The organism is Halomonas sp. XH26 (genome assembly GCF_024138895.1).
In the GTDB taxonomy this organism is placed as follows: Bacteria; Pseudomonadota; Gammaproteobacteria; order Pseudomonadales; family Halomonadaceae; genus Vreelandella; species Vreelandella alkaliphila.
In genome coordinates this window covers 3,768,001-3,793,625 of record NZ_CP071889.1, presented here as the reverse complement: position 1 = coordinate 3,793,625, position 25,625 = coordinate 3,768,001, and the positions used below count along the sequence as shown (strand labels likewise).

Genomic DNA, 25,625 nt, shown 5'->3' with positions numbered 1-25,625 from the left:
GGCCTTACAGTGACCGTCCCTGTTCAGCCAGTACCCGGCGAAGTCCATCCTCGATTTCTTCAGGGCCGGCACAGGCCGCGCGCTCAAGCACCTTCGAGATGCTCGGCGATGCCTCGCCGCCGTGCACGCGTTGCACGGGCTGGTCTAAGTAGTCAAAGAACCGGCGCTGGACTTCATCACCCAGCAAGGTGCCGTAGGACGTGCCGACTGAACCCTGCTCGACGATCAGAACGTTATTGGTTTTCATGATACTTGCACCAATGGTCTCCCAATCTAGGCCGTCTCGATCAAGGCTGCGCAGGTCGATAACCTCCGCGTCAACGCCTAAGCGCTCGGCTACTTCTAAGCTTTGATGCACCATATTGAGGTAGCTCAGTACGGTGACGGCCGTACCTTCACGTAACACCTTGGCCTTGCCTAGTGGGATGAGATAGTCCAGATCATCAGTCGGCACGAGCCCTTTTACGTTGTAGAGGTCGATGTGTTCGATGACCAACACCGGATCCTCACAATGGAGAGCGGCGTTCATCAGACCAACATAGTCATAGGGGGTGCTAGGAGCGACAATGCGCCAACCCGGCGAGGTGGAAAAAATTCCAGCGGGATCCATTAAGTGTTGTGAACCGTAGCCCGAGCCCATGGCAATTTTTGTGCGTAACACAAGCGGCATGCTGCCATCTCCGCCAAACATATGACGGGCCTTAGCGATCTGGTTAAATACTTGATCGGCGGCCACCCACATGAAATCGGGATACATGAACTCAACTACAGGGCGGTAACGACCGTCCATGGCGAGTCCGCCACCAAGACCGACGAAGGCATTTTCGCTGATGGGAGTGCCCAGGCAGCGGTCGGGAAAGCGCTCTGATAAGCCACGAGTGGCACCATTAGTGCCGCCTTTGAGACGGTGTACGTCTTCACCCATCACTACAATACGCTCATCCTGCTCCATGCGGCGGTTCATCACACCTGCCACAGCATCGATGAACTTGCGCTCCTCAAGCTTGCCGTTGAACTGTTCTTGTTCTACATAATGAGCGCCGTCGAACTCCGATAGGTCGCCACGTACAAGCGCATCAACAAAATCACGTGAAGGCCACAAATGGTCGTGAATTGCAGGCTTTTTACCGCTCATATCGAGTAGCTCAGCGGCAGCTTTTTCCATCGCTTGTTGTGCTTGGTAACGAAGACTTTGTACATCGTCTTTATCAATCAGCTTGAGTTCGATCATCTTGGCGGCCACTAGATCCAGTGGATCACGCTCGCGCCAAGCTTTTTCCTCATCTTTACTGCGGTAGCCAAAGGCGCTGCCTGGCATAGGCCCGTTCTGATGGTAAAAGCGATAAACATCGACTTCGATAATGGTTGGGCCATCACCTCTGCGCATCACTTCCATCGCTTCCTGGGTAGCCAGATAGACGGCAAGTGGGTCCATGCCATCGACTTTCCAGGAGGGAATGTTGAAGGCTTGACCACGCGCAGACAGTCGTGCCTCAGCGGTAGCCTCGTCGACTACCGTGGAGACTGCGTAACGGTTGTTTTCAATAAAGAAGCAAAGCGGTAATTTCCACGCTGCAGCCAGGTTCATAGTCTCAAGCACGGAACCAATGTTGACCGCACCGTCACCGAAGTAAGTAAATGCGGCATCCCCCGTCCCAGCGTGGCGATGCGCCCAGGCCGCTCCTGCAGCGAAGGGAACGCCACCACCAACTATTGCATTAGTGCCAAGTACACCGGCCTCGGCCCAGCGTAGGTGCATGGAGCCGCCACGACCGCGGCAAAAGCCTTGGTCCAATCCTAGAATTTCGGCAAGTGTCTTTTGCAGCAGCCACTGCGTTTTCTCATTGATGGGAGCCGCTAGATCCAGGCCTTCAGGGCTCACGTAGTGCAGCGTTTTGGCGAGAAATTGGTGATGGGCGCGATGCGAACCATTCACCTGATCACTGGCCCGCATTGGTAGTACTGAACCGACGGCCCCCCCTTCCTGACCAATCGCTGAGTGGGCAGGGCCGTGCACCAATCCTTGGCCAGCCAGCTCCAGCACCTTCTCCTCGAAGGCCCGAATTAAGTGCATGCTTACTAACAGGCTACGCAGCATATTGGCGTCCGCAGCCTTCCAGTCTTTGTCGGTGGTGATGAGTTCACGCCAAGCGGCTTCTGACTTTAATGTATTGAAACGGGGCATGCTGAATTCTCCTAGCAAATAATCAGAGATAGCCGTTGGCAGACCAGCCACCATCAACACCGACGACTTGGCCAGTGATGAAGCGAGACTGATCGGAGGCTAGGAACCAGGCTAGATCTGCCACTTCCTCTGGCGTCCCGAAGCGGCCTAAAGGTGTGCGATGATTAAGTGCCTCAGCATCCAAGCGGCCTGTCTCAATTAGCTCTTGAGTCAGGGCGGTATGAACGTATCCAGGTGCGATACCATTAACCCGAATACCGGCACTAGCCCATTCGAGTGCCAGCGTCTTAGTCATCATCACTACGCCAGACTTGGTGCCGCAGTAAGCTATTCGATTAGGTGCAGCGACAACGCCATACATAGAGGCCATATTGATAATTACCCCCGGGCGGTTGGCTTTAATCAAGCGTCGTCCGGCTTCACGGGCGCATAGAAAGACCCCAGTAAGGTTCACGTCAATATTGCGCTGCCATTCCGCGAGGCTTAGCTCAATGGTTGGGCAGTTACCGGAGACGCCGGCATTGTTGATTAGCGTCTTGACACCATTGAAGTAGCTATCTGCAAGATCGAAAGCAGCAGAAACGTCAGCTTCATCGCTCACTGAACCGGCAAAGGCCGCAGCGCGGTAGCCGGCGACTGTCAAGTCTGATGCCACCTGCTCGGCAGCAGCTTTATTGTAATCAAAGATTATTACTGCCTCGCCTGCATGGGCGAATTGCTCCGCAATGGCACGTCCAATACCACTTCCGCCCCCAGTAACTACTACTGCTCCCAGCTCAGAGTGCTGTCGTTGTTTTTGCATCATACGGCGCCTTAAAATTGATATGGTTGCCTTACAAATTTTTGTAACGTAGGAATTTCTTAGGCAACCCTGTTGGGCAAGCCACAAAATGCGTTAGGAAATACCCATCGTTTGCTGAGGAAGCTCTCCGGTGTCTGAATAGATCCGACAAATTGCGCGCAAACAGCACCTAATCATACGCAATATGCATTTTTTCTAAGCAGGCACTACCTCTTTCAGACCCTATCGTTAGTGGCTGCGAGCGTATCCTCATGCTGAAAAATTCAGGCATTTGGTTTTACAGGTTTTGTTGTGTATCAAGCAATGTTCGACTTGCCATGCTTATTTACACCTTCTAAACTGCAACTTGTAAGACAACCTTACAATAATACTTTTGTCTATGTAGGAGTTATCAATGAATAAGCAACATTATGAGACTGCCGTGATAACTGGGGCTGCAGGCGAAATACCAGCAGAAATCGCAAAACGTTTTCATGATCGAAACATACGCTTACTACTGTCCGATATCAGCATGGAGGCCTTAACTCCACTAGTCGAGTCACTAGGAGGTGGGCAGAATTGCTATGGTATGATGCAAGATGTGTCAAAAGCAGAAGATGCTGAGCGCCTAGCCGCAAAATGCCGGGAAATCTTTGGCAAAGTTGACTACATCGTTACTGCAGCGGGCTTGTATCAACATCTCCCGTTAGGCGAGATCGGAGTGAACGAATGGCGCAACAGTCTTGCTATTAACTTGGATGGAGTTTTCTACACTATTCAGGCATTGCGCCCTTTATTAAGTCACCGTAGTTCTATCGTAAACCTTGCATCATTGGCTGGCCAACGTGGAAGCATTAACCATACCCCCTATGCTGCAGCAAAAGGGGGAGTCCTCACTTTGACTCGTTCACTGGCACAAGAGCTTTCTCCCCTCACACGAGTTAATGCTGTATCCCCTGGATTGATTGACACCCGTATGATGAAATCATTAGATGAAACCAAGCGACAGAATATGGTTGATTCCACACCATTGCAGCGATTAGGTCGGCCTGATGAAGTAGCCAGCGTTGTCGACTTTCTGTGCAGCGATGCAGCCAGTTACATAACTGGTGAAACAATCCAGGTCAATGGTGGTTTATACATTAATTGACATACGTGGGGCTCACTCATTACTAAAGCAAGATCGCTATCCAAATGGACACAAAAATGAACCAAACCACTTCAAATCACATCTTAAGAGGCCACTCACTTCCAGATGAAGTAGCCAAACGCATAAGAGTGTCCATCGACAGCGGGGAAATTCAGCCGGGTAAACGCCTTCCCACCCAGCATGAGTTAGCAAATATCTACGGGGTTAGCCGTCCAGTCATCAGGGAGGCTATCTCTATTCTAAAGTCTGATGGTTTGGTTATCTCCCAACAAGGGCGTGGTCAATTCGTTAATCCGCAAGGATCTTCGGTTTTCAGGCTGGAGCCTAGTCTTGAAGACAAAGAAGATCTTTCCCATCTCTTTAGCTTTTTGATGTCGGTAGAAGTAGCTGCCACTAGACAGGCCGCTAAAAGTCGAAATAATGACGATCTCAAATCAATTCGCAAGCATCTCGATGATCTAGGTTCAGCTATTCGAAAAGGGGAAAATGGAGTTAATGAAGATATGCAATTCCATCGAGCGATTCTACACGCCACTCACAATACCTACTTTATAAGCTTTGGAGAATTTCTAGAATTACGCGTTAGAAACTTGATACGCATCGCCAGAGAAAAAACTGCTCGTAGAAATGATATGGTTAAACTAGTCCAGCAAGAGCATGAGGCTATCTTTAACGCTATCGAAGCTCAGGATATGGTTGAAGCGGAAAAAGCAGCTTCACAACATCTAGAAAATGCTGCAAAGCGATTAGAAATCTATCAGGTCGTGCCTAACAATTAAGTTAGGCATATTACATCCCGTCGAAATCATGAATAAGCAACGGCGGGATAGTATTTTAAAAATTACTAATATTGTTTTTCAGTTAGATTATAGATCGCTACCTTTTTTGGGCGCTAAAAATACTACCCATCTGATATATCTCTTGTTCCGCCCGCCTAGTTCAAAAAATATTAAATTAGATCTTTCTGCTGTAATCGATCCGTTGATTGAAAAAAAGCGACTCCAGAGTGAAGTGAGTCAAAAAAAGCACGAGAAAAGAGACTTGAATAGATTTCCTTCCTGAATAATTCCATATAAATCAAAAGCATAGAAAAAATATAATACCAAAGGATATATTGACTCTAAAGTCTTGCTGTTAAAAACTAGCTTGTCATACAAGATTGTTTTTTTGTATGACAAGATATAAAAATGATAAACAATGCATAAGAGGTTGCTCATGAATGTGTCCAAAATTATTGCGCATGGTGCTATTACAGCCACTTTGCTTACAGCTAGCATTTCTCAAGTTCTCGCCGAAGAAGAACAATATGTATGGCGAGTAACTACACACCTTCCTATGGCAAGTCCAACTTGGGAACACAGTCTCGTTAAGCTGAAAAATACGTTGGAAGAGCGCACAGATGGTAGGTTGGTTCTAGATCTTTATCCTGCTGATAGTCTCTTTGGAGCAACTGAGCTATTCAATGCGGTTCGCCGTGGTGTCATTCCTATGGCTTTGACATCACCTGCTTATCTGACAGATCAGCTCGAAACAGCTGGCATTGCTTTCGGACTTCCTGGTGCATTCGATGAGGTGTGGCAAGCCGCTCACTATTTTAAGAATCTTGGTTTTGAAGAGATCATTAGGGAAGAGGCAGCAGGTTATGGCCTATATTATGCCTCAGACAAAGTTTATCCCTACGAAATGTTCTCTAGAGTCGAAATAGACAGCCTAGAAACCTTTGAAGGAATGCGCATACGGGTTGCTGGAGTTCCCCAAACTTTCTTAACAAATGTTGGTGCTGCAGCTTCGTTTATCCCTGGAACTGAGCTTTATCAGGCCCTTGCCACAGGCACGTTTGATGCAGGAGTTTGGGGTGCTGTTCAAGAAGCATCCAATATGGGATTTTATGAAGTTGCTTCATATCGAGTACAAGACCCTATTCTCATTGGTGCATTGGAAGCCTATATAATTAACGAAGATGCTATTGAAAGACTTCCAGATGATATTCAAGACATTCTAAAAGATACACTCGAAGATCACTTTTGGAGCACAACTATCGATCATATGTATCGTGAAGAAGTCGCTTTAAGAGAAATTGAAAGCTCTCAGAACGTTACCTCTATAAGTTTACCCGATGATGTTAGGGAAAAGATGGAGGTCGAAGCAGATAATATTTGGAAGCTTGAAGAAAATAAAGGAGATAGTGCTTCAGCAGCAATAGAAATGCTGAGAGGCTTTAGGAACGATATTTCTAAGAATTAATCATTCGTCTGCCCAGTATGAGCTCTGGGCAGACAACTTACTTTTTTGGAGCTATATATGCACTACGTTAGGTCATTATGTGGCTATATAACCGCCATGAATTTAATGGTTGGTCGAGTAGTAGGGTATTCCATATATTTGATATTTATATTGCTCATAGCTGAAGTCATTATGAGGTACTTTTTTAGGCAGCCAACGACTTGGACAGGAGAGCTTTCCCAACTTGTTTTTGGAGCTTATGTTATGTTGTCTGGGGCCTATTTGTTAGCCAATAAGGGGCATGTGAATGTAGATATTTTCTACCAAAAATTAAGTCCGAAAGCTCAATCATTTATTAACTTGATAACGTCGTTTTTATTCTTTGCTTTTATCTCTGTATTGATCATCGAAGGTTGGGAGCTGGCTAGTGATTCCATTAGTAGAATTGAAAGATCTGGAACAGCTTGGAACCCTCAAATATGGCCTGTGAAACTTGCTGTTCCAGTGGGTGCTTGCCTGCTTTTACTACAAGGGATTTCTAATTTTGTGGAAGACTTTTTGATTCTCATCGAAAAAAAAGTATAGAAGCGTAATTCTTTTAATAAAAAATATAGAGGAGGGGCCATGAGCACTGAATTTCTGACAATTTTATTTTTTGGTTCTTTAGTTTTCTTTCTGTTCTTAGGTGTTTCGCTAGCTTGGGTTCTAGGAGGAATATCAGTAATATTTTTATACTTCACATGGGGGAGCGATGCATTCTATATGATTGCATCAAGAATGTGGAGTACTATGAACAGCTTTACTTTGATATCTGTTCCGCTCTTCATCTTAATGGCTATCATTCTAGAAAGATCTGGGGTTGCACTATCGTTATATAGAATGATGCATCTATGGTGGGGGGGAGTGCGCGGGGGATTAGCAATTGGTACGGTATTCATATGTGCTATCTTTGGGGCAATGGTGGGTGTAAGCGGTGCAGCCGTTGTAACTATGGGAGCCGTGGCGCTACCTGCTATGCTCGCCCGTGGTTATAATAGAGAAATGGCGCTAGGGTGCATTAATGCCGGCGGTGGTTTTGGGATTCTAATTCCTCCAAGCATTGTAATGATTCTTTATTCAATGTTGACTGGAGTTTCAGTAGGGGCATTATTCGCTGCTGGGGTTATGCCAGGCATATTGCTCATGATTTTGGTGTCCGCATATATCGCAATACGGTGTTTTATTAACCCTAGCCTTGGTCCATCTCTACCGAAGGAAGAGAGAGGTAGTTGGAATGAAAAAATTGTGGCGTTAAAAGGCGTTTTACTGCCGATTATGATTGTGGCATTAGTGCTAGGGTCTATTCTCAGTGGCATGGCCACCCCAACTGAAGCTGCTGCCGTGGGCGTGCTCGGTTCTATAATATCAGCGGCTGTTCATAAGCAACTAACGTTTAAGTTAATTTCTGATGCTTCAATAAAATGCTTAGTCCTTACTTCCATGATAATGTGGATACTTTTTTCGGCGTATGCATTTAGTACCGTTTATACCTCTATGGGAGCACAGCGTGTAATTACTGATATTATGGTGTCTATCCCCGGAGGAGAGTGGGGGGTAGTGTTCGCCATGCTATTTATTGTGTTTTTACTGGGTATGGTAATGGATCCGGTGGGGATTATGATGATCACCTTGCCTGTTTTTGTACCTTTGATACAAGCTAACGGAATTGACCCCATCTGGTTCGGCATAATGTTTATTATCATGATGGAAATTGGTTATATGACACCCCCATTTGGCTTTAACCTTTTCTACCTTAAAGGGGTTGCGCCAAAAGATATTACAATGTTGCATATTTATAAGTCAGTTACTCCTTATGTTTTAGTGATTGTCCTTGGCATGGTGCTTATTGCTATATATCCTGAAATAGCTACTTGGTTGCCTAGGCAGGTTATGTGAAGTAATTGCCAGAGAAAATGTTGACATTTTTTTAGAGGTCATAGCTGAAATGGACATTGCTAAGCCGTTATCGGATTCATTGGTTAACTGGTTTTACAGAGAGTTAAACAATGGATTCCTGAAACCAGGGGATAGTTTGCCAAGCGAACGTGAGCTTTGCGAACAGTTTGGTGTAAGCCGAACGGTGGTTCGGGAAGCCCTTTCCTACCTAAAAAAAGATGGTGTAATTGATACTGGGCAGGGTAAAAAGACAACCGTTGTAGAAAATATTCATGCCCGATCATTTAAAGTCGGCGATTTCCCTGTCAAAGATGAAGAAACTTTTCGGGAAATTATTGAATTTTTGATATTTTTTGAATCAGGGGCTGCAAAAATTGCGGCTTCAAAACGTGATAGTACAGACCTTAAAAAAATTCAGCAGGCATTATTGAGTATGGAGTTGGCAATTATGAACGGAGAGCTTGCTGATCATGAGGATTATCTTTTCCATAGGTCTATAGTGGAAGCAACTCACAATGGTTATTTTATTGATTTAAACGAGCATCTCGATCATTCGGTGAGAAAGCTTATTCGTCAGGCTAGGCTGAATACTTCTAAATATTCTCATGATTTAGTACATGATGTTTTCTCAGAGCATACTCAGATATTTGAAAATATAAAGTGTGGAAACTGTGATGGCGCTGCTTCGGCAGCTGAAAACCACCTCCGCCAAGCAGCCAAAAGGATGAACGTTTATTTAAATGCTTAACCTTACTAATTAAATAATTGCTCATAAGATAAACTCTTATGAGCCAAAAAATAAATATTGTTTTGGTGAGAATATGAGAATTTCCGGAAAAACAAAAGTATGCTTTATTGTTGCTGACCCCATTGAACACGTGAAAACTCCAGAAAAATTTAATGCTTTATGCCAGGAGGAAGGTATTGATGCTGTTATGGTACCAGCTCATGTGCATAGCGACTGTCTCGAATCATTTGTGAAAAGCTTATCTTCAATGCGTAACCTAGCCGGCTTCATAGTGACAGTGCCTCATAAAACGGCTATGTCCCATTTGTGTGATCAATTAACAGCAGATGCGCGTTGTGCGCAAGCCACTAATGTAGTCCGCCGCACATCGGATGGGAGATATCATGGATATATCCTTGATGGAAAAGGCTTTGTGGCGGGGTTGAGAGAGAATGGCTTTGAACCAAAAGGCCGCTCCGTTTATTTAGTTGGTTCGGGTGGCGCCGCTAGCGCTATCGCTTTTGCATTAGCAGAAGAGAATGTTGCGCTAATTACTATATTTAATAGAACATTAAAGAAAGCAGAGGAGCTTGTTTTAAGTATTAAAAAAGAGCATCCTAATATTGAGGTAGTGTTGGGTAGTAATAACCCTGCAGGTCATGAGCTTGTTGTTAATGCTACGTCACTTGGGCTTAAAAATGATGATCCTTTACCCTTTGATACTGGTGAGTTGACTAAAGAGCAATTGGTTGCTGATATTATTATGGATCCTTCAGAGACTCAGCTTTTAAAGAAAGCAAAGAGTCTGGGCTGTATGGTGCAGCCTGGACTACCTATGCTAAATAATCAGCTGAGGCTTATGATTAAAACATTGGGTCTTTGATTTTTGTATTTTGGAGTCGGTCTATCGGTGATTTTCAACCCAGTTGTCCAAATAGCTGCTCTTAAGCAGCCTGCTTATTACGCTCGATTTCGTGCACTTTCCCTGGGTTAGCGACACCGAGCCAGTGACCTCCCAGTTTCGGATGCTACCCGACTTGTGCTTCGGATATCGATGCTTAGCGCTTTCATAAACCGCTTTACGGCGTTCAAGGCATTTTTGATCAACACCACGATGTCGGTCAGTTGGCGTGACATATTGGATGCCACTGTGAAGGTGCTGCTCGTTGTAAGCCTGCTCGAACGCCAACATCCATTCTCGTACCGCGCCAGCGATGCAAAGCCCTTGGTGGGCCACGTCGGGCAGTATTTGAGTGCGGAACAGCGATTCCGAGTAAGGATTGTTATTACTCACTCTTGGTCGACTGTAAGACATCAGCATGCCCAGTTCGGTTAACCTCGCTTTGAGCGTATAGGACGTCGTCGTCGGCTCAACCCTGCATCCCTAAGCGCAAAAAATTGATATCGTTGTGCCTGGGTCAGCTGTCGGTATCCCATACTTTGCTTCACTTTGGTCGGTAAGGCAGAGAGGGTACCGCTGCTGACCCTTCTGTTTCTACCGCATGATCCAAAGTGCCGCAGTTATTATATGCATTCAGGAATCGAACCTGGAAACCCACTCAAAACGCCTACACGAATCGCTCAATGGGCGTTTCATAGACAAATGTCTTAATGAGCACTGGTTCACCAGCCTACATAACGCGAGGGTAATTATTGAGGCCATAGAGAGCATTAAGGTGACGAATTATCAGTCATTGTGTTTAGAATTGGCTGGGTATGGTGTTTTTTAACAAAAAGTTAAATTCTTTTGAGATTGAATATATGCCGTCATCGACAAGGCTTGGTGCTTGCAATCGAGGAGGTGTTGATATGAACACTGAACTGAGTAAGGGGTTACGTGAGATGTTACTGACAGATCTCTGGGAAAGCTGGTACGGGTTCAAGTGGCTAGATCACAACGTTTTAATTAGCCTTGTACGAAGGTAAATTCTGGCTGTTGATAAAAGCCCACCGGCTTATTCTGAAAAAGACGTAGCGTTTCTAGTGCAAGACTTACATCGCGATAATGATTAAGTATATCTAATAAATTTTGAAGGAGGCTGGCATGGATACGCTTGTAAGAGTTATGTGCGTCGAAGACGACCCTGATATCCGAGATATTGCATTAATGGCCCTAGAGGATGTAGGCGGTTTGACCGTCAAAATTTGCGAATCTGGCGAGCAAGCATTAAGGGAAGTGGGGGAGTTTGCGCCACAAATGTTTTTGCTTGATGTGATGATGCCGGGTATGGACGGGCCTAGTACACTGAGAGAGTTGAAGAGCCAAGGGTACATTAGCGCATCTATAGCGGTCGCCTTTATGACCGCTAAAGTCCACCCTGAAGAGGTGGCAAGGTATAAAGAAGTCGGGGCAACTGGTGTTATTGCAAAACCTTTTGATCCTATGACGCTCGCTGATGACGTCCGTGCTATCTGGAAAACGTTCCATGGTTGATTCAACTTCTTCACAAGCTTTTGCCAAGCGCTTAAAAACGCTTTCGGAAGCTTACTCAAAACGTCTTACATCTGATTTCGAACGGCTGACAGAGCTTGCTACCTGGCTGGCAGCAGACGCTTCATGCCATGAGTCCCTTACGCAATTAAATTCAGTCTTACACTCGCTAGCAGGTTCTGCAGGAACTTTTGGCTTTGAAAGCCTTGGGCGTCAGGCTCGAGAGTACGAGCTGCTGGTGGCAAAGGTTTTGAAGCAAGATGCCAAGCAATCACTACCGGTATTGGATTGGGTTGTACAACTACAACGCACACTCGAGGTAGACAGAAAACGGAAAGCTATTGTGGGCATGGAGACCACTCGCCTGGAAAATATTGATGGCGCACCTTCTATCTGGCTGGTAGAGAGAGATGCCATGCTAGCGGAGTATATGGCTCAACAGCTACACAGTTTTGGCTTTCAAGTGCGACATTTTCTGGATGCTGAAGAGTTGCATCAAGATAAAAAAAAATCATCTCCGGATTTACTATTAATTGATCATCGTGCCACTCAGTGCGAAGCGATTAGGGAAAACCCGGTGGCCTTTTGGCAGACGTACCTTAAAGATTACACCTGCCCAATTCTTTTTACGGGCACGGAAGAAAGCTTTAGAGCGCGACTCCATGCTTTGCGCAGCGGAGGGCAAAATTATTTTGTCAAACCTTTAGATATGATAAAGCTTGCTTCCCACATAGCGCAGTTAATCAAAACGAAAGATAGCCAGCCAGAACGTGTGATGATTGTCGAGGATGACGCCGAAATAGCGCATCATCTTCAATGCGTACTTGAGAATGTAGGTATGCAGGTCAGTGTGTTCGACCGTCCCGACCCCCTGTTCGAGGCTATCAATGATTTTAACCCTGAGCTAATCCTAATGGACCTCTGGCTACCAGGAATCACTGGAGCAGAGATAGCTGCTCTTCTCGGCCAAATGGAGCGCTGGTCACAAGTGCCCGTTATTTATCTCTCTGGCGAATCTAATGCAGAACTACGTGGTCAAGCACTACTGAGAGGCGGGGATGCTTTTCTCGAAAAACCCATCGATACTGACCTTCTTGTCAACCTTTGTCGATCTCGTGTTATGCGATTACGCAAGACTGAGGATACAAAAAATAGAGATGCGCTAACGGGGCTTCTTAAGCACGCCAGTATCAAAGAAGCTCTACAACACCAGTGGCTGCTAGCGCAACGAAAGCCCCAGAATTTTTGTGCAGTAATGCTGGATATTGATCATTTTAAGTCTGTTAACGACATGCATGGGCATGCGGTAGGGGACTTAGTGATTGCCGCTGTGGGCACGTTGCTACGCCAACGTTTTCGGAGTACCGATAAATTAGGCCGATACGGTGGAGAAGAGTTTACGGTGGTGCTGATAGACTGTACTGCCGACAACGCTGTCAGCATGGTTAATAGCCTCCGCAAAGACTTTGCTGCTATTCAGTTTACGGGGGGGAGCGAACCGTTTTCCTGCACCTTGTCAGCAGGCGTCGTCGATAATCAGCATTTCCCTGAGGACACCGCTGAGTCCCTGCTTAACCGGGCTGATCAAGCGCTCTATCAAGCTAAAAACAGCGGCCGTAACCGCGTTTGTTTAGCGGCAGATTAGCATCGTGATTGATATGACAGCGGAGATTGAACATGAAGGCACCGCCGATTCCGGAAAATGAAATCGCGCGTCAGCGTGCACTGGATGAAACAGGTTTGCTTAATCGCGAGCATGAAGCACGTTTCGACCGTATTACACGGATCGCTCGCCAAGTTTTTTCAGTGCCTATTGCGTTGGTATCGTTAATTGACCAGGATCGGCAGTTGTTCAAGTCACGCCAAGGGCTTGATGCCAAAGAAACACCCCGCAATATATCCTTCTGTGGCCACGCAATTCTGACTCACTCACTATTGATTGTCGAAAATGCGTTAGAAGATGCTCGTTTTGCTGACAATCCTCTTGTCATCGGTGCTCCCAATATACGCTTTTACGCTGGCATTCCTTTGCACACTATTAGTGGACACAGCATTGGAACCCTATGCCTGATTGATACACAGCCGAGAACGTTGTCTTCTGAGCAAATCACTATGCTGGGCGACCTCGCCGCGACTGTGGAAGAGCTAATACACGCTGATGAAATCAGTCAGAAGTCATGTTCAGCAATTGAATCGGAGCTGATGGCCAATCGCGATCAAATAGCTTCTATCATTAATAATATGCCCGGTGTGACCTACCGCTGTTTACCTGATGAACATTGGACCATGCTATATATTAGTGGGCAGGTTGACCGGGTAAGTGGTTATCTTGCCGACGAACTCATCGGCAATAAAAGCGTTTGTTACGCTGACTTAATCCACCCGAATGATGCGCCAGTGCTGGAAAACGCAGTCACTAGGGCAATGGCTGACAACACAGAATGGCACATTGAGTATCGTATTAAGCACCGAGATGGCACCTGGCGGTGGGTGGAAGAACGAGGAAAATGCATTCACGATGAAGCTCATTATCCCGCTATCCTAGAGGGCTTTATTGTTGATGTTACCCGTGAGCGTAATACGGCAAGTCAGCTAAGCAAGCATCATGATGCCCTGGCGCTGCTCAACGATATCGCATTTTCTTCACACGTTGCGCTAGATGAAAAAATCAATTACGCGCTAAAAACAGCAAGGCACTATTTGAAAATGGATTTGGCGATCCTTAGTCAAATCGAAGGAGATATTTATACGGTGCGCTGGGCAGATGCAGCTCCAGATAATTCGGTACATGCTAATCAGTCTTTCGCGCTGGATCACACTTGGTGTCATCATATTTTCTCGGGCGACTCAGAGCAGACGCGAGAACTGTTTATTGCTAATGCTGAAAGCTGTGAATTTAAACGTCATCCTTGCTATCAGAACAATCCACTAGGCGCATATGCAGGTATCGTCATTGATATAGAGGGCCGCGCATTTGGAACGCTCAACTTTTCTGCGAGCAACGTACGTTTAGAAACTTACGGGGACAGTGAGAGGCTTTTTGTTCGCTTATTAGCGCGTTGGCTATCCGATATTTTAGCGAGTAGTCTTAACAATGAGCGTCTCAGCAAGTTGACTGCTCAGCTACCCGGCGTTGTTTATCAGTTTCGCCGGTTTGCTGATGGTCGCACAACATTTCCTTTTAGCTCACCTCAAATTCAAGCTTTATATGGGCTGACTCCCGAAGAGGCAGCGGCTGATGCAACGCCTGCCTTTGGGAAAATTCATCCTGACGATTTGGAGGCTATTAGCGCATCAATAGAGCATTCAGCGGATACGTTAGAGAACTGGCAAGCGACGTATCGTGTACAGTCAAATGGGCATAGTTATCGCTGGGTATTAGGCCAGGCGAAACCTGAACGCCTCTCTGATGGAAGTACCTTATGGCACGGCTATTTGCGGGATGTGCATGAGCATGAGCAAGCACGTTTAGCTATGGAAAGTAATGAAGCACGGCTGAGGGGGCTCTTTGAGTTTTCACCGATTGGTATCGCTTTAAATGATTTTGAAACCGGGCAATTTATTGACTTGAATGATGCACTTATTGCGCCGACGGGTTACACCCGCGATGAGTTTGTGTCTTTGAGTTACTGGGATGTCACACCAAAAGAGTATTTGCTCGACGAGAAGCAGGCGCTTTTAAGTTTAAAAACGACGGGACGCTATGGCCCCTTCGAGAAAGAGTATATTCGCAAGGATGGCAGTCGCTATCCAGTACGCCTGCAGGGTATGTTAAGTCAAGAGCGAAATGGCCAGCAGGTAATTTGGTCACTTATTGAAGATATTTCAGAGCGCCGAAAACTAGACAAGTTAAAAGATCAATTTATATCCACTGTCAGTCATGAATTACGTACACCACTCACGTCTATCCAGGGCTCGCTTGGTTTACTTAGAGGTGGTGCGGTAGGTGCTTTGCCTGATAAAGCTCAGTCGCTCATAAATACTGCTGAACGCAATTCTCAACGTTTGACGGCACTAATTAACGATTTGTTAGATATAGAAAAGTTGGTTGCTGGAAAAATGCCGATGAATTTAAGTGTGCAACTGCTAGCCCCTTTGTTGCAAGAGGCCATCGAAGCTATGCATGGCTACAGTGAGCAACATCAGGTATCTGTTCAGCTCTCTGGCGCGTTGCCTACTGTTTGGGTTAATGTTGATAGCCCTCGCTTTATACAAGCATTCAATAACTTGTTATCTAATGCGATTAAGTTTTCTCCCTTAGGAGAGACGGTTGACATAGGTGTCAATTCGTATAGCAACACTGTTGAGATTTCAGTTCGTGATCACGGCTCTGGCATTGATCCTGAGTTTCGTGATCATTTGTTCAAGCGTTTCTCCCAGGCAGATGGTAGCGATACCCGAAAGCTACCTGGCACTGGCCTTGGTTTAGCCATCAGCCAAGAAATTTGCCAGCAGATGGGGGGCGACGTTGGCTACCGTGATGCTGCAGGTGGGGGTGCCAACTTCTTTATCTTATTGCCAAGGGAATACCAATGATAAACATCCCGCTGAGTATGCGCATTGTGTTACTCGTATTTGCTACCAGTGGTATTCTCGTTGGCGGGATTTTAGTCACAGTGTATCAACTAATGGTCACTGATTATGAGTCGATTGTGGCCGAGCGTGAGACAGCTGAGATAAAGCGATTAGCCTCTGAGCTTGAACTTTCACAGCAGCAGCGAGTGCTTGGTTTAGAAGCTTTTGCAACACGCCTACTCAATGACGATGGCGTATTACGTAGCGCTCAATCGCTACAAACGTTACTGGAACAACCCTCTGTTGCTGGCAACCTTTTCCCTGATGGCTTGCTGGCGTTTGATGCTGATGGCACGGCCATCGCAGAAAATCGCCACGTTTCCGGGCGTCTAGGTACCAACTATGCCGACCGCCCTCACTTCCAGCGTGCCCGACAAACCAAAGAAGCAGTGGTTTCTGAGCCCATTATTGGACGCACTACTGGACTGCCGCTCATTTCATACTTGCAGCCCATTCTATCTGTAGACAATAGTTTTGTAGGGTACGTGGGCGGAATACTAGATCTAGCTAATACGCCGCTTATCGACGCTTATAGCTTAGATGAGGCTAACTCCAGTATCACTCTGATTATTGACCCGAGACACCGTTTGTTTGTCTCTATGCTGGAACGTTTTGAGACGATCGAGCCTCTTCCCGATGATGGTACTGATCCACTTGTCGACACCGCACTGGCGCTGGGTCCACCGGGCACTATCGTGGAATATCAGCAACAGCGATACCTGACGGCTAGTAAGCAATTGGACTCTATCGGTTGGATAGTACTGAGAGCAATTCCCTATGAGGAAGCCATTGCGCCCGCAAAAGCATCTTTTAAACAGTTCTTACTCATTGCTCTGTTTGCCATGGCGCTCATCGCTTTAGCAGGGGGGTGGGTTGCACGAAGTCTTACGCACCCCATAGAGCGAATCACACGGCGTATCGACCAGATGGCTGATAGTGCATATTTTGATAGTGATTTCCGTGAACAAGGGGGACCAGAAGCACGTTCGCTCGCTCGCGCGATGAACCGCTTAGCCAATGAACGAAAAGCCGCAGATACTGCTATTCGTAACGCTGAACGCTTTTTATCTAACATCCTTGAAGCCGCGACTGAAGTCGCCGTTATTGCTACTGATACGGCAGGCGTTATCACCGCCTTTAACAAAGGCGCGGAGAATATGCTGGGTTACAAAAGGACAGACATATTGGGTAAAAAGACGCCGGCAATGTTTCACCTGAGAGATGAGTTAGAGCTTCGCTCGGCTCAGCTAGGCGCTGAGCAAGGGCTGCCTGTCGAAGGCTTTAGAGTGTTTGTAGAAAAAGCTGAGCAAGATGGCTCAGAGACACGGGAGTGGACTTACGTTCATAAGGATGGTCATCATGTGCCGGTATCCCTGGTGGTTACCCCCATGCGTGATTGTGCTGGTGAAATTAGCGGTTATCTGGGCATTGCGGAAGATATTTCTGAGCGGAAACAATCAGATAAAATTAAAAGTGAGTTTATTTCTACTGTTAGCCACGAGCTGCGTACGCCGTTAACCTCTATTTCTGGAGCACTGGGTTTAATGGTGGGGGGAGCCTTTGGTGAATTGCCCGCAAAAGCTCAAAAACTAATAACGACAGCCCATCGTAACAGTAAGCGGTTAGCTCACGTGATTAATGATTTACTAGACATCGAAAAAATTGCGGCAGGCAAGTTACATTTCGATATGCAAGTGCAAGCGTTGATACCGTTGGTTGAACAGGCCCTAGAGTCTAACCGTCATTATGGCAGCGATAGAGGGGTGACTCTGCTGTTGGCTAATAAAGCGCCAGATGTGTTGGTGAATGTTGATCATGCACGTTTAATGCAAGTTCTGGCCAACTTGTTGTCCAATGCCATTAAGTTTTCACCCGAAGGTGGCGAGGTGACGTTGACTGTTGAAGTATTAAATAGTAAGGCAGTGGTAAGTGTTATTGATAATGGTCCTGGAATTTCTAATTCTTTTCGTAATAAAGCGTTTCAGCGTTTTTCTCAAGCAGATTCTTCGGATGCCCGTGCCAAAGAGGGGACTGGACTTGGTCTGGCGATTACGCGTGAACTGATAGAGCATATGGGAGGGCGAATCGATTTTGAGTCTGTTGAAGGGAAAGGCTCGCGCTTTTTCTTCGAATTACCATTGGCTCAAACAGCACTAAAACGCTCTCAAAAACCAGGAAAAGACGATGAAAATTACGGAAATCCTCGTATTTTGGTTGTTGAAGATGATAAGGATGTTGCCAATCTGTTAAGCATTATGCTGAGCGGCGCTGGGTATCAAGTTGATATTGCTTTCAATGGTGCGGAGGCGCTAAACGTTCTACGTAATACTTATTACGACCTTGTTAGTTTGGATTTGTCGTTACCAGATGTAAGCGGGTTGGACATTATTCGTACCCTGCGTAAAGATCCCTGCACCGTCGATCTGCCGATCGTCGTCATTTCAGCTACAGTAGAACAGGGGCATTTAGCAATTAACGGCGACGCTAGTAACATTGAATGGTTGGCAAAGCCAATAGATCAACATCGATTAATTGAGCTGGTTCAGCGGCAGCTATTAGTTAACTGTGAGCATCGTCCCCGAGTACTGCATGTTGAAGATGATACGGATTTACATGAAGTAGTGGCAGCCATGGCGGGAGAGTCTTTTATGTTTGAAGCGGCTCCTACTTTGGAAATTGCTCGAATGCATTTGAAACGACAGGTATTTGATGTTGTGTTGCTCGATATAGGATTACCTGATGGTTCAGGTTGGGGGCTTGTTCCAGACATTCGCGCTTGCCAACCCGAAGCAAAAGTGGTCATTTTATCTGGGGCTGATATGTCCCACCAACAACACGAGCAGGTTGAAGCTGTTTTGTTGAAATCTCGGTTAACGACAGAGACACTAATAGATGGCATCAATGCACGTATTCGGTCATCTAGGCTGTCGCGAGTCACCGACGTCACACCAACAAAGCTTCTTCGTTAGTCATAATAAAGCGGCCTTTAGCTTGAAATACGCTAGGCCGCTTCACAGAATTAAATAGTTAAATTTTATATATTAATTATTTTTTATTTATGGAGTGTTAGTTCCATTGGGTTTTCTCTATTTCCTCTGCAAACATGGGCTTAGCTGCTAGAAAGCCTTGGTATTGATCACAGCCTAGCTGGCGTAAGAATGATAGCTCCTCTCTTTTTTCCACACCTTCTGCGATTACTGACATATTCATCGTTTTTCCTAACTGCACCATAGTTTGTAGTAATCGCGCGTCACCGGTTTGAGACCATTGGTATATAAAGCTTCGATCAATTTTTAATTTAGCGGCATCAATGCGTTGCAAGTAACTCAGTGAACTGTATCCGGTGCCAAAATCATCTAACGCCAGTCGCACGCCCAAATCACTTAGTTGACGAAGTAAGTAGCGTGCATGCTGCCAGTCAAAAAGCAATAGAGATTCTGTGATTTCTAGCACAATACGTTCTGGGTTTAGTTGGTATTGAGCCAATAATGAGGCCAAATGTTTTAAAAATATGGGCTTTTGAATATCTTTAGCAGTCAGGTTAAGTGACAGAAATAAATAGGGGTGCTGGCGATGCCAAGCTGCAAACTGTGACAATGACTGCGTTAACATCTGGTGGGTGAGAAGAGGTATCAAGCCTCTCTCCTCCATTAAAGGGATAAATTCGCCTGGACAAAGCAGCCCCTTTTCCGGGTGCTGCCAACGTGCCAAGGCCTCGAAGCCAACAAGTTTATTTTCATTAACAGTGTAAATAGGTTGATAAACTGTGACAAACTGATCGGTAGCGAGTCCTTTTTTTATGGCGTGTTCCAAAAAAAAGCGCTTTTTTTGAACAGTTTTTAGAGTGTCATCAAAGTAGCATATCTCAGGAGTTGTTGATTTTTTCGCTTTAAAGACAGCTATGTCGGCGTTATCGAGCAGCTCTCCTGCACTGCTAATATCTTTTGTAGCAAATGCGACTCCTATATCTGCTGAAAGTGCCATGATCCCATGTTTCGACGTTATTTTAGTATTCTCAATTGAATTAACTGTATCGTTAATATATTGCTCTACCAATATTTGGCTTTTGTGTCCTGTGGTTAGAAGCAAGAATTCATCACCGCTTTCTCGATATAGTGTGTCACTCTGGTTTATGTGCTGAGTCAGCTCCCAGGCAATCCGCTGTAAGATTTCATCGCCAAAATAATGGCCGTGGAGGTTGTTAATAGTATGAAAATCTCGAATATCAATTTTTACGACAGCCATTAGGTTGTCTGACGCTCGGTGTTGCAGCGCTTCTTCAATGTCACGCCGCATGCTTGCAAGCATAGGCAAAGCTGTCAGTGGATCATGGACAGTTTGTGTTTCTGCAATTGTTGACGTACCTAAATGAGAGCGCAAGTATCGCCCCCTTTTTACTCTAGATTTGACAACCATCAATAAACGCCATAGTTCGATTGGTTTATTGATAAACTCATCGTTAGCCAATCGAGCACAAGCTAACTGCATATCTGTATCCGCTGCTGCAGACATGAATAATAGTGGGATTGTGGCAAACTCTTCATGCTGGCGGATTATTTTACCTAACTCAATGCCACTACAGCCTGGCATGTATACGTCTATTAATATTAATTCAGGATGGCTATGTTCTAATAGTCTTAGTGCATCCTGTGCACTGGTAGCACTAGTGACGTTATAACCCGCATTTGTTAAAAATGCCCCGTATAGGCTGAGTAAGTCATAGTCGTCATCTACTAACATCACTCGATAGGGTTCGCTCGGGGCAAGATTTAGTTCTGAGTTAAGCAACGAAACAAGTTTAGGTATATCCAAGGGCTTTCTAAGGTAGTGAGTCCCTCCGGCGCGAACAGATGCTAAGCGCAGGTCAAAAGAGTCGTACCCAGATACGAAAAACACAGGCAAAGGAGCGCCATTTTTTTGGCGCCAGATGCTTACTTGGTTGGCACCAGCGAAGCGTTTACCGGAAAAGTCCATATCTACAATCAAAGCCACAGGTTCGTGGTCTGCAATTGCTTGATCTAGCTGATTGATGTCATCCTGACAATGAACCCGATATCCATACTGGCTAAGCACTTCGCTTAGGCTCTTTGAAAAATTAGGATCGTCATCCACCAATAATATATCGACCGCATCACAAATATCGTTTGTCTGCAATGTATTAGCTGAGTTGTGATTTGGGGAGGCACCTGCATTCTTTGCGACTGAGTCACGCTCAAGCGCATTTAGTAAAGCATAAAGTGGGCTTGATAAACCTGATATGATCTTTTTTTGCGTCAGGTTCTGAGCCGCCTCGCAGGCTTGCTCTAGCTCACGGGCCAACTGAGATAGCTCCACAAAGCCGTATGCCTTCCCAGAACCATTCAACTTATGCGCAATCCCCATAATATCTTGAACCCATTTAGCATCACTATGGTCAGCTTGCCAAATGGCTTCAAGCTCAGTTTTGTAGAGCATTAGATGTTCTCTGTAAGCAGAGAGTAGCTGTTCCATTTTATGGTTGTTTGAGTTACTCATCTAACTCCCTCTGCATATCATCTGTTCATCAGGAGCTACTATAGCGTCCGATCAGCAAACATCCCACACTCTGGCTACATCAATTGTCTGAGTTCATTACTTCAAATTTTGAGCCATTTGTTAGCAAAAGCCAGTTACTCAGTTTCTTCGGCCAAGCCGTCTATCGCCACTCTTTTGTGTGGCTGGCTGGTTGATACAAGCTTATATCCAGCTGTTTATGGCGGGCCGTCTAGTTGAGTGTTTGATACAGGCGGCTTGCTTGGTTGGTTTAACGGATGATCGCCGTTACGAAGCCGCGGTCATCAGGTTTTAACCTTTCATCTTAGCCTTTTTCCTCCATCAGTGCCCCCTCGCTGAAATAACCTTACTAGCACATAGCCAATATAGTATGTTGTTCGAATAGCGTTCAATTAAGCGATTTTCAGACATTATGAAGACAGATTAAGCACTAAACGACACGTTATTATAGGCATAACGATTTCCGACGATGACGTAGCGCCACGAAAGGAGATGAGCAGTGGAACAACCAAAAGTAACGGTCCTTCACGGACCTAATTTAAATCTTTTAGGCGTTCGCCAGCCAGACGTTTACGGCTATGAGACGCTGGACGATGTTAATAACGCTTTGGCTGAAACAGCTGAGAAGCAGGGCTGGGATATAAGCTGTTTTCAAAGCAATCACGAGGGCGAATTGATTGACGCCATTCATGCGGCGCGTCTCGATGGCACGCTGGCTATCATCATCAACCCGGCCGCCTATACCCATACGTCTGTCGCTATCCTCGATGCGCTCAATGCCTTTGAAGGTAGGGTCATTGAGGTACATATCTCAAATGTCCATAAACGCGAAAGCTTCCGTCACCACTCCTATGTCTCGCAGCGGGCAGATGGGGTCATTGCGGGGCTTGGGACGGAGGGTTACCAGGCCGCTTTAAACGCCATCATAAAATCCTGCGTTTAAACGGTACGCGAAGCAGTACGAGGGCAAAAAGCAGTAGAAAGACCATAAAAATACCTCCTTCATGAAGAGCTGTGTAACGCCTGTGACCCGACGCTATACCTTGGTAGTAGCTTACGCCAAGTAGCGCGTGCGGCTGCTTGGCTGAAGAATGAGTAATCATCTGAAATGACAGGGTTTTTACCGATGTTAACGAAAGGGGAGGCTTAGCCTCCCCTTTTGTATGCGTGCTTGGTGGGGTTTGACGAGCGAATATGACGGGAGTAGATTGTTCGCAATACAAATCAAAGTTCGTTATTCGAACTTGTCGAGAGTCACTGCCAGGAGGAGACCTATGGCTGAGTTCTTGAGCTTGCATGGCGCAGTAGCACGCTACGTCGAAGATGGCGCCACCGTTGCCATGGAAGGCTTTACCCACCTGATTCCGTTTGCCGCGGGTCACGAAGTGATCCGTCAGAAAAAGCGCGACCTGACGCTGATCCGCATGACCCCCGATATCATCTACGACCAAATGATTGGCGCGGGCTGTGCTAAAAAGGTGATCTTCTCCTGGGGCGGTAACCCCGGCGTGGGCTCGCTTCACCGCCTGCGCGATGCGGTTGAGAAAGGCTGGCCGCGCAAAATTGAGATTCTTGAACACAGTCATGCCGCGATGGCCTGCGCCTTTGAGGCTGGGGCTGCTGGCCTGCCAATGGCTGTGCTGCGTGGCTATGTCGGTAGCGAGCTGCCGAGCGTGAATGATCAAATCAAATTTATTGAGTGCCCGTTTACCGGTGAACGCCTAGCGGCGGTTCCTTCTGTGCGACCGGATGTGTCGATCATTCACGCTCAACGGGCGGATCGACAAGGTAATGTGCTGGTGGAAGGTATTGTTGGCGTACAAAAAGAGGCGGTGTTGGCTGCTAAGCACAGCATTGTCACCGTGGAAGAGATTGTCGATGACCTGAACGCTCATCCCAATGCTTGCGTGATTCCTGGCTGGGCGATTAGTGCTGTTGCCGTGGCAGAAAAGGGCGCGCTGCCTTCGTATACCCATGGCTACTACGGTCGCAGCAACCGCTTCTATAAAGAGTGGGATGCCATTGCTCGTGACCGCGATACCTTTACTCAATGGATCGACAAGAATATCTACGGTGCAGAGGAGCAAGCCTAATGAGTCAGGAATACACCTCTTCTGAAATGATGACTGTGACCGCTGCCCGTGCGTTAGAAAATGGCATGACCTGCTTTGTGGGCATTGGTCTACCTTCTGAAGCCGCCAACCTGGCACGCCTAACCCATGCGCCTGAGGTAGTGCTGATTTATGAGTCCGGCACCCTGCAAACCAAGCCTGAGATTCTGCCGTTATCCATTGGTGACGGTGAGCTGTGCGAATCAGCGTTGACCACGGTGGCCGTGCCAGAGATGTTCCGCTATTGGCTGCAGGGTGGCAAAGTCAACGTGGGCTTTTTAGGCACTGCGCAAATCGACCGCTTTGCCAACCTTAACACCACGCTGATCGGTGATTACAAAGCGCCTAAGGTACGCCTGCCGGGCGGCGGCGGTGCGCCGGAAATCGCCACCAATGCAGGTGAAGTGTTTATTACCTTGAAGCACTCAAAGCGCGCGTTTGTGAAAGATGTCGACTTTGTCACCACGCTAGGCTTTGGCCGTGATGGCAAAGGGCGCGATAACGTGCCCAATATTGGCAAGGGTCCCACGCGGGTCATTACCGACCTGTGCGTGATGAAGCCCGACCCGGACACCAAAGAGCTGGTCGTCGTCTCGCTACACCCCGGCGTCACCCGTGAAAACGTGATTGACGCAACCGGTTGGGATATTCGCTTTGCCGAGCAGCTTGAGAGCACGCCGGAACCGAACGCCAACGAGCTTGAAATATTGCGCGAACTAAAAGCACGCACCGAGCGCGCCCACGCGGGTGAATAAGGAGCTTTGTATGAGTGACGTCTATTTATGCCATCCTCGCCGTACCGCCATTGGCCGCTTCGCTGGTACCTTGGCCAGCGTGCGCCCCGATGATTTCGCCGCGACGATTTTTAAAGCCGTACTGGCGGAAGCGCCGGATCTCGACCCTGCTGCCATTGACGAAGTGTTTATGGGCTGCGCCAACCAGGCCGGTGAAGATAACCGCAATGTGGCGCGTATGTCGTCGCTGCTGGCGGGCATCCCGACCTCGGTACCCGGCACAACCATGAACCGCCTATGTGGTTCGGGCATGGACGCGGTCGGTACCGCGTTTCGAGCGATTAAAGCGGGCGAAATGGAGCTGGCACTGGCAGGCGGTGTGGAGTCCATGTCGCGAGCGCCCTACGTGATGGGCAAGGCTGAAGGCGCTTTTGCGCGCGGGCAAAAGATCGAAGATACCACCATCGGCTGGCGTTTTATCAACCCGCTGATGAAGAAAGCCTACGGCGTTGATTCGATGCCAGAAACGGCGGAAAACGTCGCCGAGCAGTTCACTATCTCTCGGGAAGATCAGGATGCCTTTGCCCTGCGCTCCCAGCAGAAAGCCGCTGCCGCCCAAAACGCGGGGCGCTTTGCCCAGGAAATCACCGCCATCGAGATTCCCCTTCGCAAGCAGGCGCCGCTAATCTTTGATCAGGATGAGCACCTGCGGGAAACCTCCCTGGAAAAACTGGCAGGGTTGCCTACGCCGTTCCGTGAAGGCGGTAGCGTGACCGCAGGTAATGCGTCGGGCGTTAACGACGGTGCGGCGGCGATGCTGGTGGCCAGTGAGGCGGCAGTTAAGCAGCATGGCCTAATGCCGATGGCGAAAATTATCGGCATGGCAACAGCGGGCGTTGAGCCGTGCATCATGGGGTATGGTCCGGTACCTGCTGTGCAAAAACTGCTCAAACGCACTGGTATCACCATGGATGATATCGATGTGTTTGAGTTCAACGAAGCGTTCGCTGCCCAGGCACTGGCCTGCATGCGTGGCTTGGGCCTTAAAGACGACGATCCACGCGTCAACCCTAACGGCGGCGCGATTGCCCTTGGCCACCCATTGGGAATGTCTGGCGCACGCCTGCTGCTTACCGCCGCCCATGAGTTGCAAAACAGCGGCAAGCGCTATGCATTGTGCACCATGTGTGTAGGCGTGGGTCAGGGTATCGCCACGCTGATTGAACGCGTCTAACGGAGGT

At 47.1% G+C, this 25,625-nt stretch carries 19 protein-coding genes and 1 pseudogene; 16 read left to right on the top strand and 4 right to left on the bottom strand.

Features of this window, described 5'->3' with window-relative positions:
- Positions 1 to 4 precede the first annotated feature (4 nt).
- Together J4377_RS17305 and J4377_RS17300 are read right to left on the bottom strand one after the other, a co-directional pair.
- Positions 5 to 2,185 carry a thiamine pyrophosphate-dependent enzyme gene (locus J4377_RS17305; RefSeq protein ID WP_253486248.1) on the bottom strand — a complete coding sequence of 727 codons (2,181 nt, stop codon included), beginning with the start codon at positions 2,183 to 2,185 and terminating at the stop codon, positions 5 to 7.
- 22 nt (positions 2,186 to 2,207) lie between these two features.
- A complete protein-coding gene (locus J4377_RS17300; protein ID WP_253486247.1) occupies positions 2,208 to 2,987 on the bottom strand; it encodes an SDR family NAD(P)-dependent oxidoreductase in 780 nt (259 codons plus the stop codon).
- A 394-nt stretch (positions 2,988 to 3,381) separates the two neighbouring features.
- On the opposite strand from J4377_RS17300, the gene J4377_RS17295 reads away from it, so the two are divergent.
- From J4377_RS17295 to J4377_RS17265, 7 genes are all read left to right on the top strand, one after another.
- Positions 3,382 to 4,116, top strand: coding sequence for an SDR family NAD(P)-dependent oxidoreductase (locus J4377_RS17295; RefSeq protein ID WP_253486246.1), 735 nt, complete (start codon positions 3,382 to 3,384; stop codon positions 4,114 to 4,116).
- Positions 4,117 to 4,172: 56 nt separating this feature from the next.
- The gene (locus J4377_RS17290; protein WP_176472098.1) at positions 4,173 to 4,895 is read left to right on the top strand and encodes a FadR/GntR family transcriptional regulator; all 723 of its coding nucleotides are present in this window, start codon (positions 4,173 to 4,175) and stop codon (positions 4,893 to 4,895) included.
- A gap of 436 nt (positions 4,896 to 5,331) precedes the next feature.
- Positions 5,332 to 6,360 carry a TRAP transporter substrate-binding protein DctP gene (gene dctP / locus J4377_RS17285; protein ID WP_253486245.1) on the top strand — a complete coding sequence of 343 codons (1,029 nt, stop codon included), beginning with the start codon at positions 5,332 to 5,334 and terminating at the stop codon, positions 6,358 to 6,360.
- 57 nt (positions 6,361 to 6,417) lie between these two features.
- Positions 6,418 to 6,924 carry a TRAP transporter small permease subunit gene (locus J4377_RS17280; RefSeq protein ID WP_095603533.1) on the top strand — a complete coding sequence of 169 codons (507 nt, stop codon included), beginning with the start codon at positions 6,418 to 6,420 and terminating at the stop codon, positions 6,922 to 6,924.
- Between the two features lie 39 nt (positions 6,925 to 6,963).
- On the top strand, positions 6,964 to 8,274 hold the full coding sequence (locus J4377_RS17275; RefSeq protein WP_095603534.1) for a TRAP transporter large permease subunit: 1,311 nt from the start codon (positions 6,964 to 6,966) through the stop codon (positions 8,272 to 8,274).
- A gap of 49 nt (positions 8,275 to 8,323) precedes the next feature.
- Complete coding sequence (locus tag J4377_RS17270) at positions 8,324 to 9,022, top strand: FadR/GntR family transcriptional regulator (protein ID WP_095603535.1); 699 nt, start codon at positions 8,324 to 8,326, stop codon at positions 9,020 to 9,022.
- 73 nt (positions 9,023 to 9,095) lie between these two features.
- Positions 9,096 to 9,884 carry a shikimate dehydrogenase gene (locus J4377_RS17265; protein WP_253486244.1) on the top strand — a complete coding sequence of 263 codons (789 nt, stop codon included), beginning with the start codon at positions 9,096 to 9,098 and terminating at the stop codon, positions 9,882 to 9,884.
- Between the two features lie 21 nt (positions 9,885 to 9,905).
- Here the strand turns inward: J4377_RS17265 and J4377_RS17260 are convergent, their stop codons facing one another.
- Positions 9,906 to 10,322, bottom strand: a complete 417-nt coding sequence (locus J4377_RS17260) for a hypothetical protein (RefSeq protein WP_253486243.1) — start codon at positions 10,320 to 10,322, stop codon at positions 9,906 to 9,908.
- A gap of 230 nt (positions 10,323 to 10,552) precedes the next feature.
- Here J4377_RS17260 and J4377_RS17255 point away from each other — a divergent pair.
- From J4377_RS17255 to J4377_RS17235, 5 genes and pseudogenes are all read left to right on the top strand, one after another.
- Positions 10,553 to 10,659 (top strand): annotated as a pseudogene (locus tag J4377_RS17255) (integrase core domain-containing protein); the annotation flags it as partial.
- A 386-nt stretch (positions 10,660 to 11,045) separates the two neighbouring features.
- Positions 11,046 to 11,435 (top strand): response regulator, encoded by a 390-nt coding sequence (locus J4377_RS17250; RefSeq protein WP_253486242.1) that lies wholly within the window; start codon positions 11,046 to 11,048, stop codon positions 11,433 to 11,435.
- On the top strand, positions 11,428 to 13,077 hold the full coding sequence (locus J4377_RS17245) for a diguanylate cyclase (protein WP_253486241.1): 1,650 nt from the start codon (positions 11,428 to 11,430) through the stop codon (positions 13,075 to 13,077). Before J4377_RS17250 ends, J4377_RS17245 begins: the two co-directional genes overlap by 8 nt.
- Before the next feature lie 32 nt (positions 13,078 to 13,109).
- Entirely contained in the window at positions 13,110 to 15,968 is a 2,859-nt protein-coding gene (locus J4377_RS17240) for a PAS domain-containing protein (RefSeq protein ID WP_253486240.1), read from the top strand.
- On the top strand, positions 15,965 to 18,976 hold the full coding sequence (locus J4377_RS17235; RefSeq protein ID WP_253486239.1) for a response regulator: 3,012 nt from the start codon (positions 15,965 to 15,967) through the stop codon (positions 18,974 to 18,976). The genes J4377_RS17240 and J4377_RS17235 overlap by 4 nt, the downstream gene beginning before the upstream one ends.
- A 97-nt stretch (positions 18,977 to 19,073) precedes the next feature.
- Here J4377_RS17235 and J4377_RS17230 read toward each other — a convergent pair whose 3' ends face one another.
- A complete protein-coding gene (locus J4377_RS17230) occupies positions 19,074 to 21,521 on the bottom strand; it encodes an EAL domain-containing protein (RefSeq protein ID WP_253486238.1) in 2,448 nt (815 codons plus the stop codon).
- A gap of 517 nt (positions 21,522 to 22,038) precedes the next feature.
- Here J4377_RS17230 and aroQ point away from each other — a divergent pair.
- The 4 genes from aroQ to pcaF all read left to right on the top strand — a co-directional run bounded on the left by aroQ (position 22,039) and on the right by pcaF (position 25,618).
- Positions 22,039 to 22,482 carry a type II 3-dehydroquinate dehydratase gene (aroQ, locus tag J4377_RS17225; protein ID WP_253486237.1) on the top strand — a complete coding sequence of 148 codons (444 nt, stop codon included), beginning with the start codon at positions 22,039 to 22,041 and terminating at the stop codon, positions 22,480 to 22,482.
- Between the two features lie 331 nt (positions 22,483 to 22,813).
- Entirely contained in the window at positions 22,814 to 23,632 is an 819-nt protein-coding gene (locus J4377_RS17220) for a CoA transferase subunit A (RefSeq protein WP_253486236.1), read from the top strand.
- Positions 23,632 to 24,405 carry a CoA-transferase subunit beta gene (locus J4377_RS17215; RefSeq protein WP_253486235.1) on the top strand — a complete coding sequence of 258 codons (774 nt, stop codon included), beginning with the start codon at positions 23,632 to 23,634 and terminating at the stop codon, positions 24,403 to 24,405. The genes J4377_RS17220 and J4377_RS17215 overlap by 1 nt, the downstream gene beginning before the upstream one ends.
- Positions 24,406 to 24,415: 10 nt before the next feature.
- On the top strand, positions 24,416 to 25,618 hold the full coding sequence (gene pcaF, locus J4377_RS17210; protein WP_253486234.1) for a 3-oxoadipyl-CoA thiolase: 1,203 nt from the start codon (positions 24,416 to 24,418) through the stop codon (positions 25,616 to 25,618).
- Positions 25,619 to 25,625: the final 7 nt, after the last annotated feature.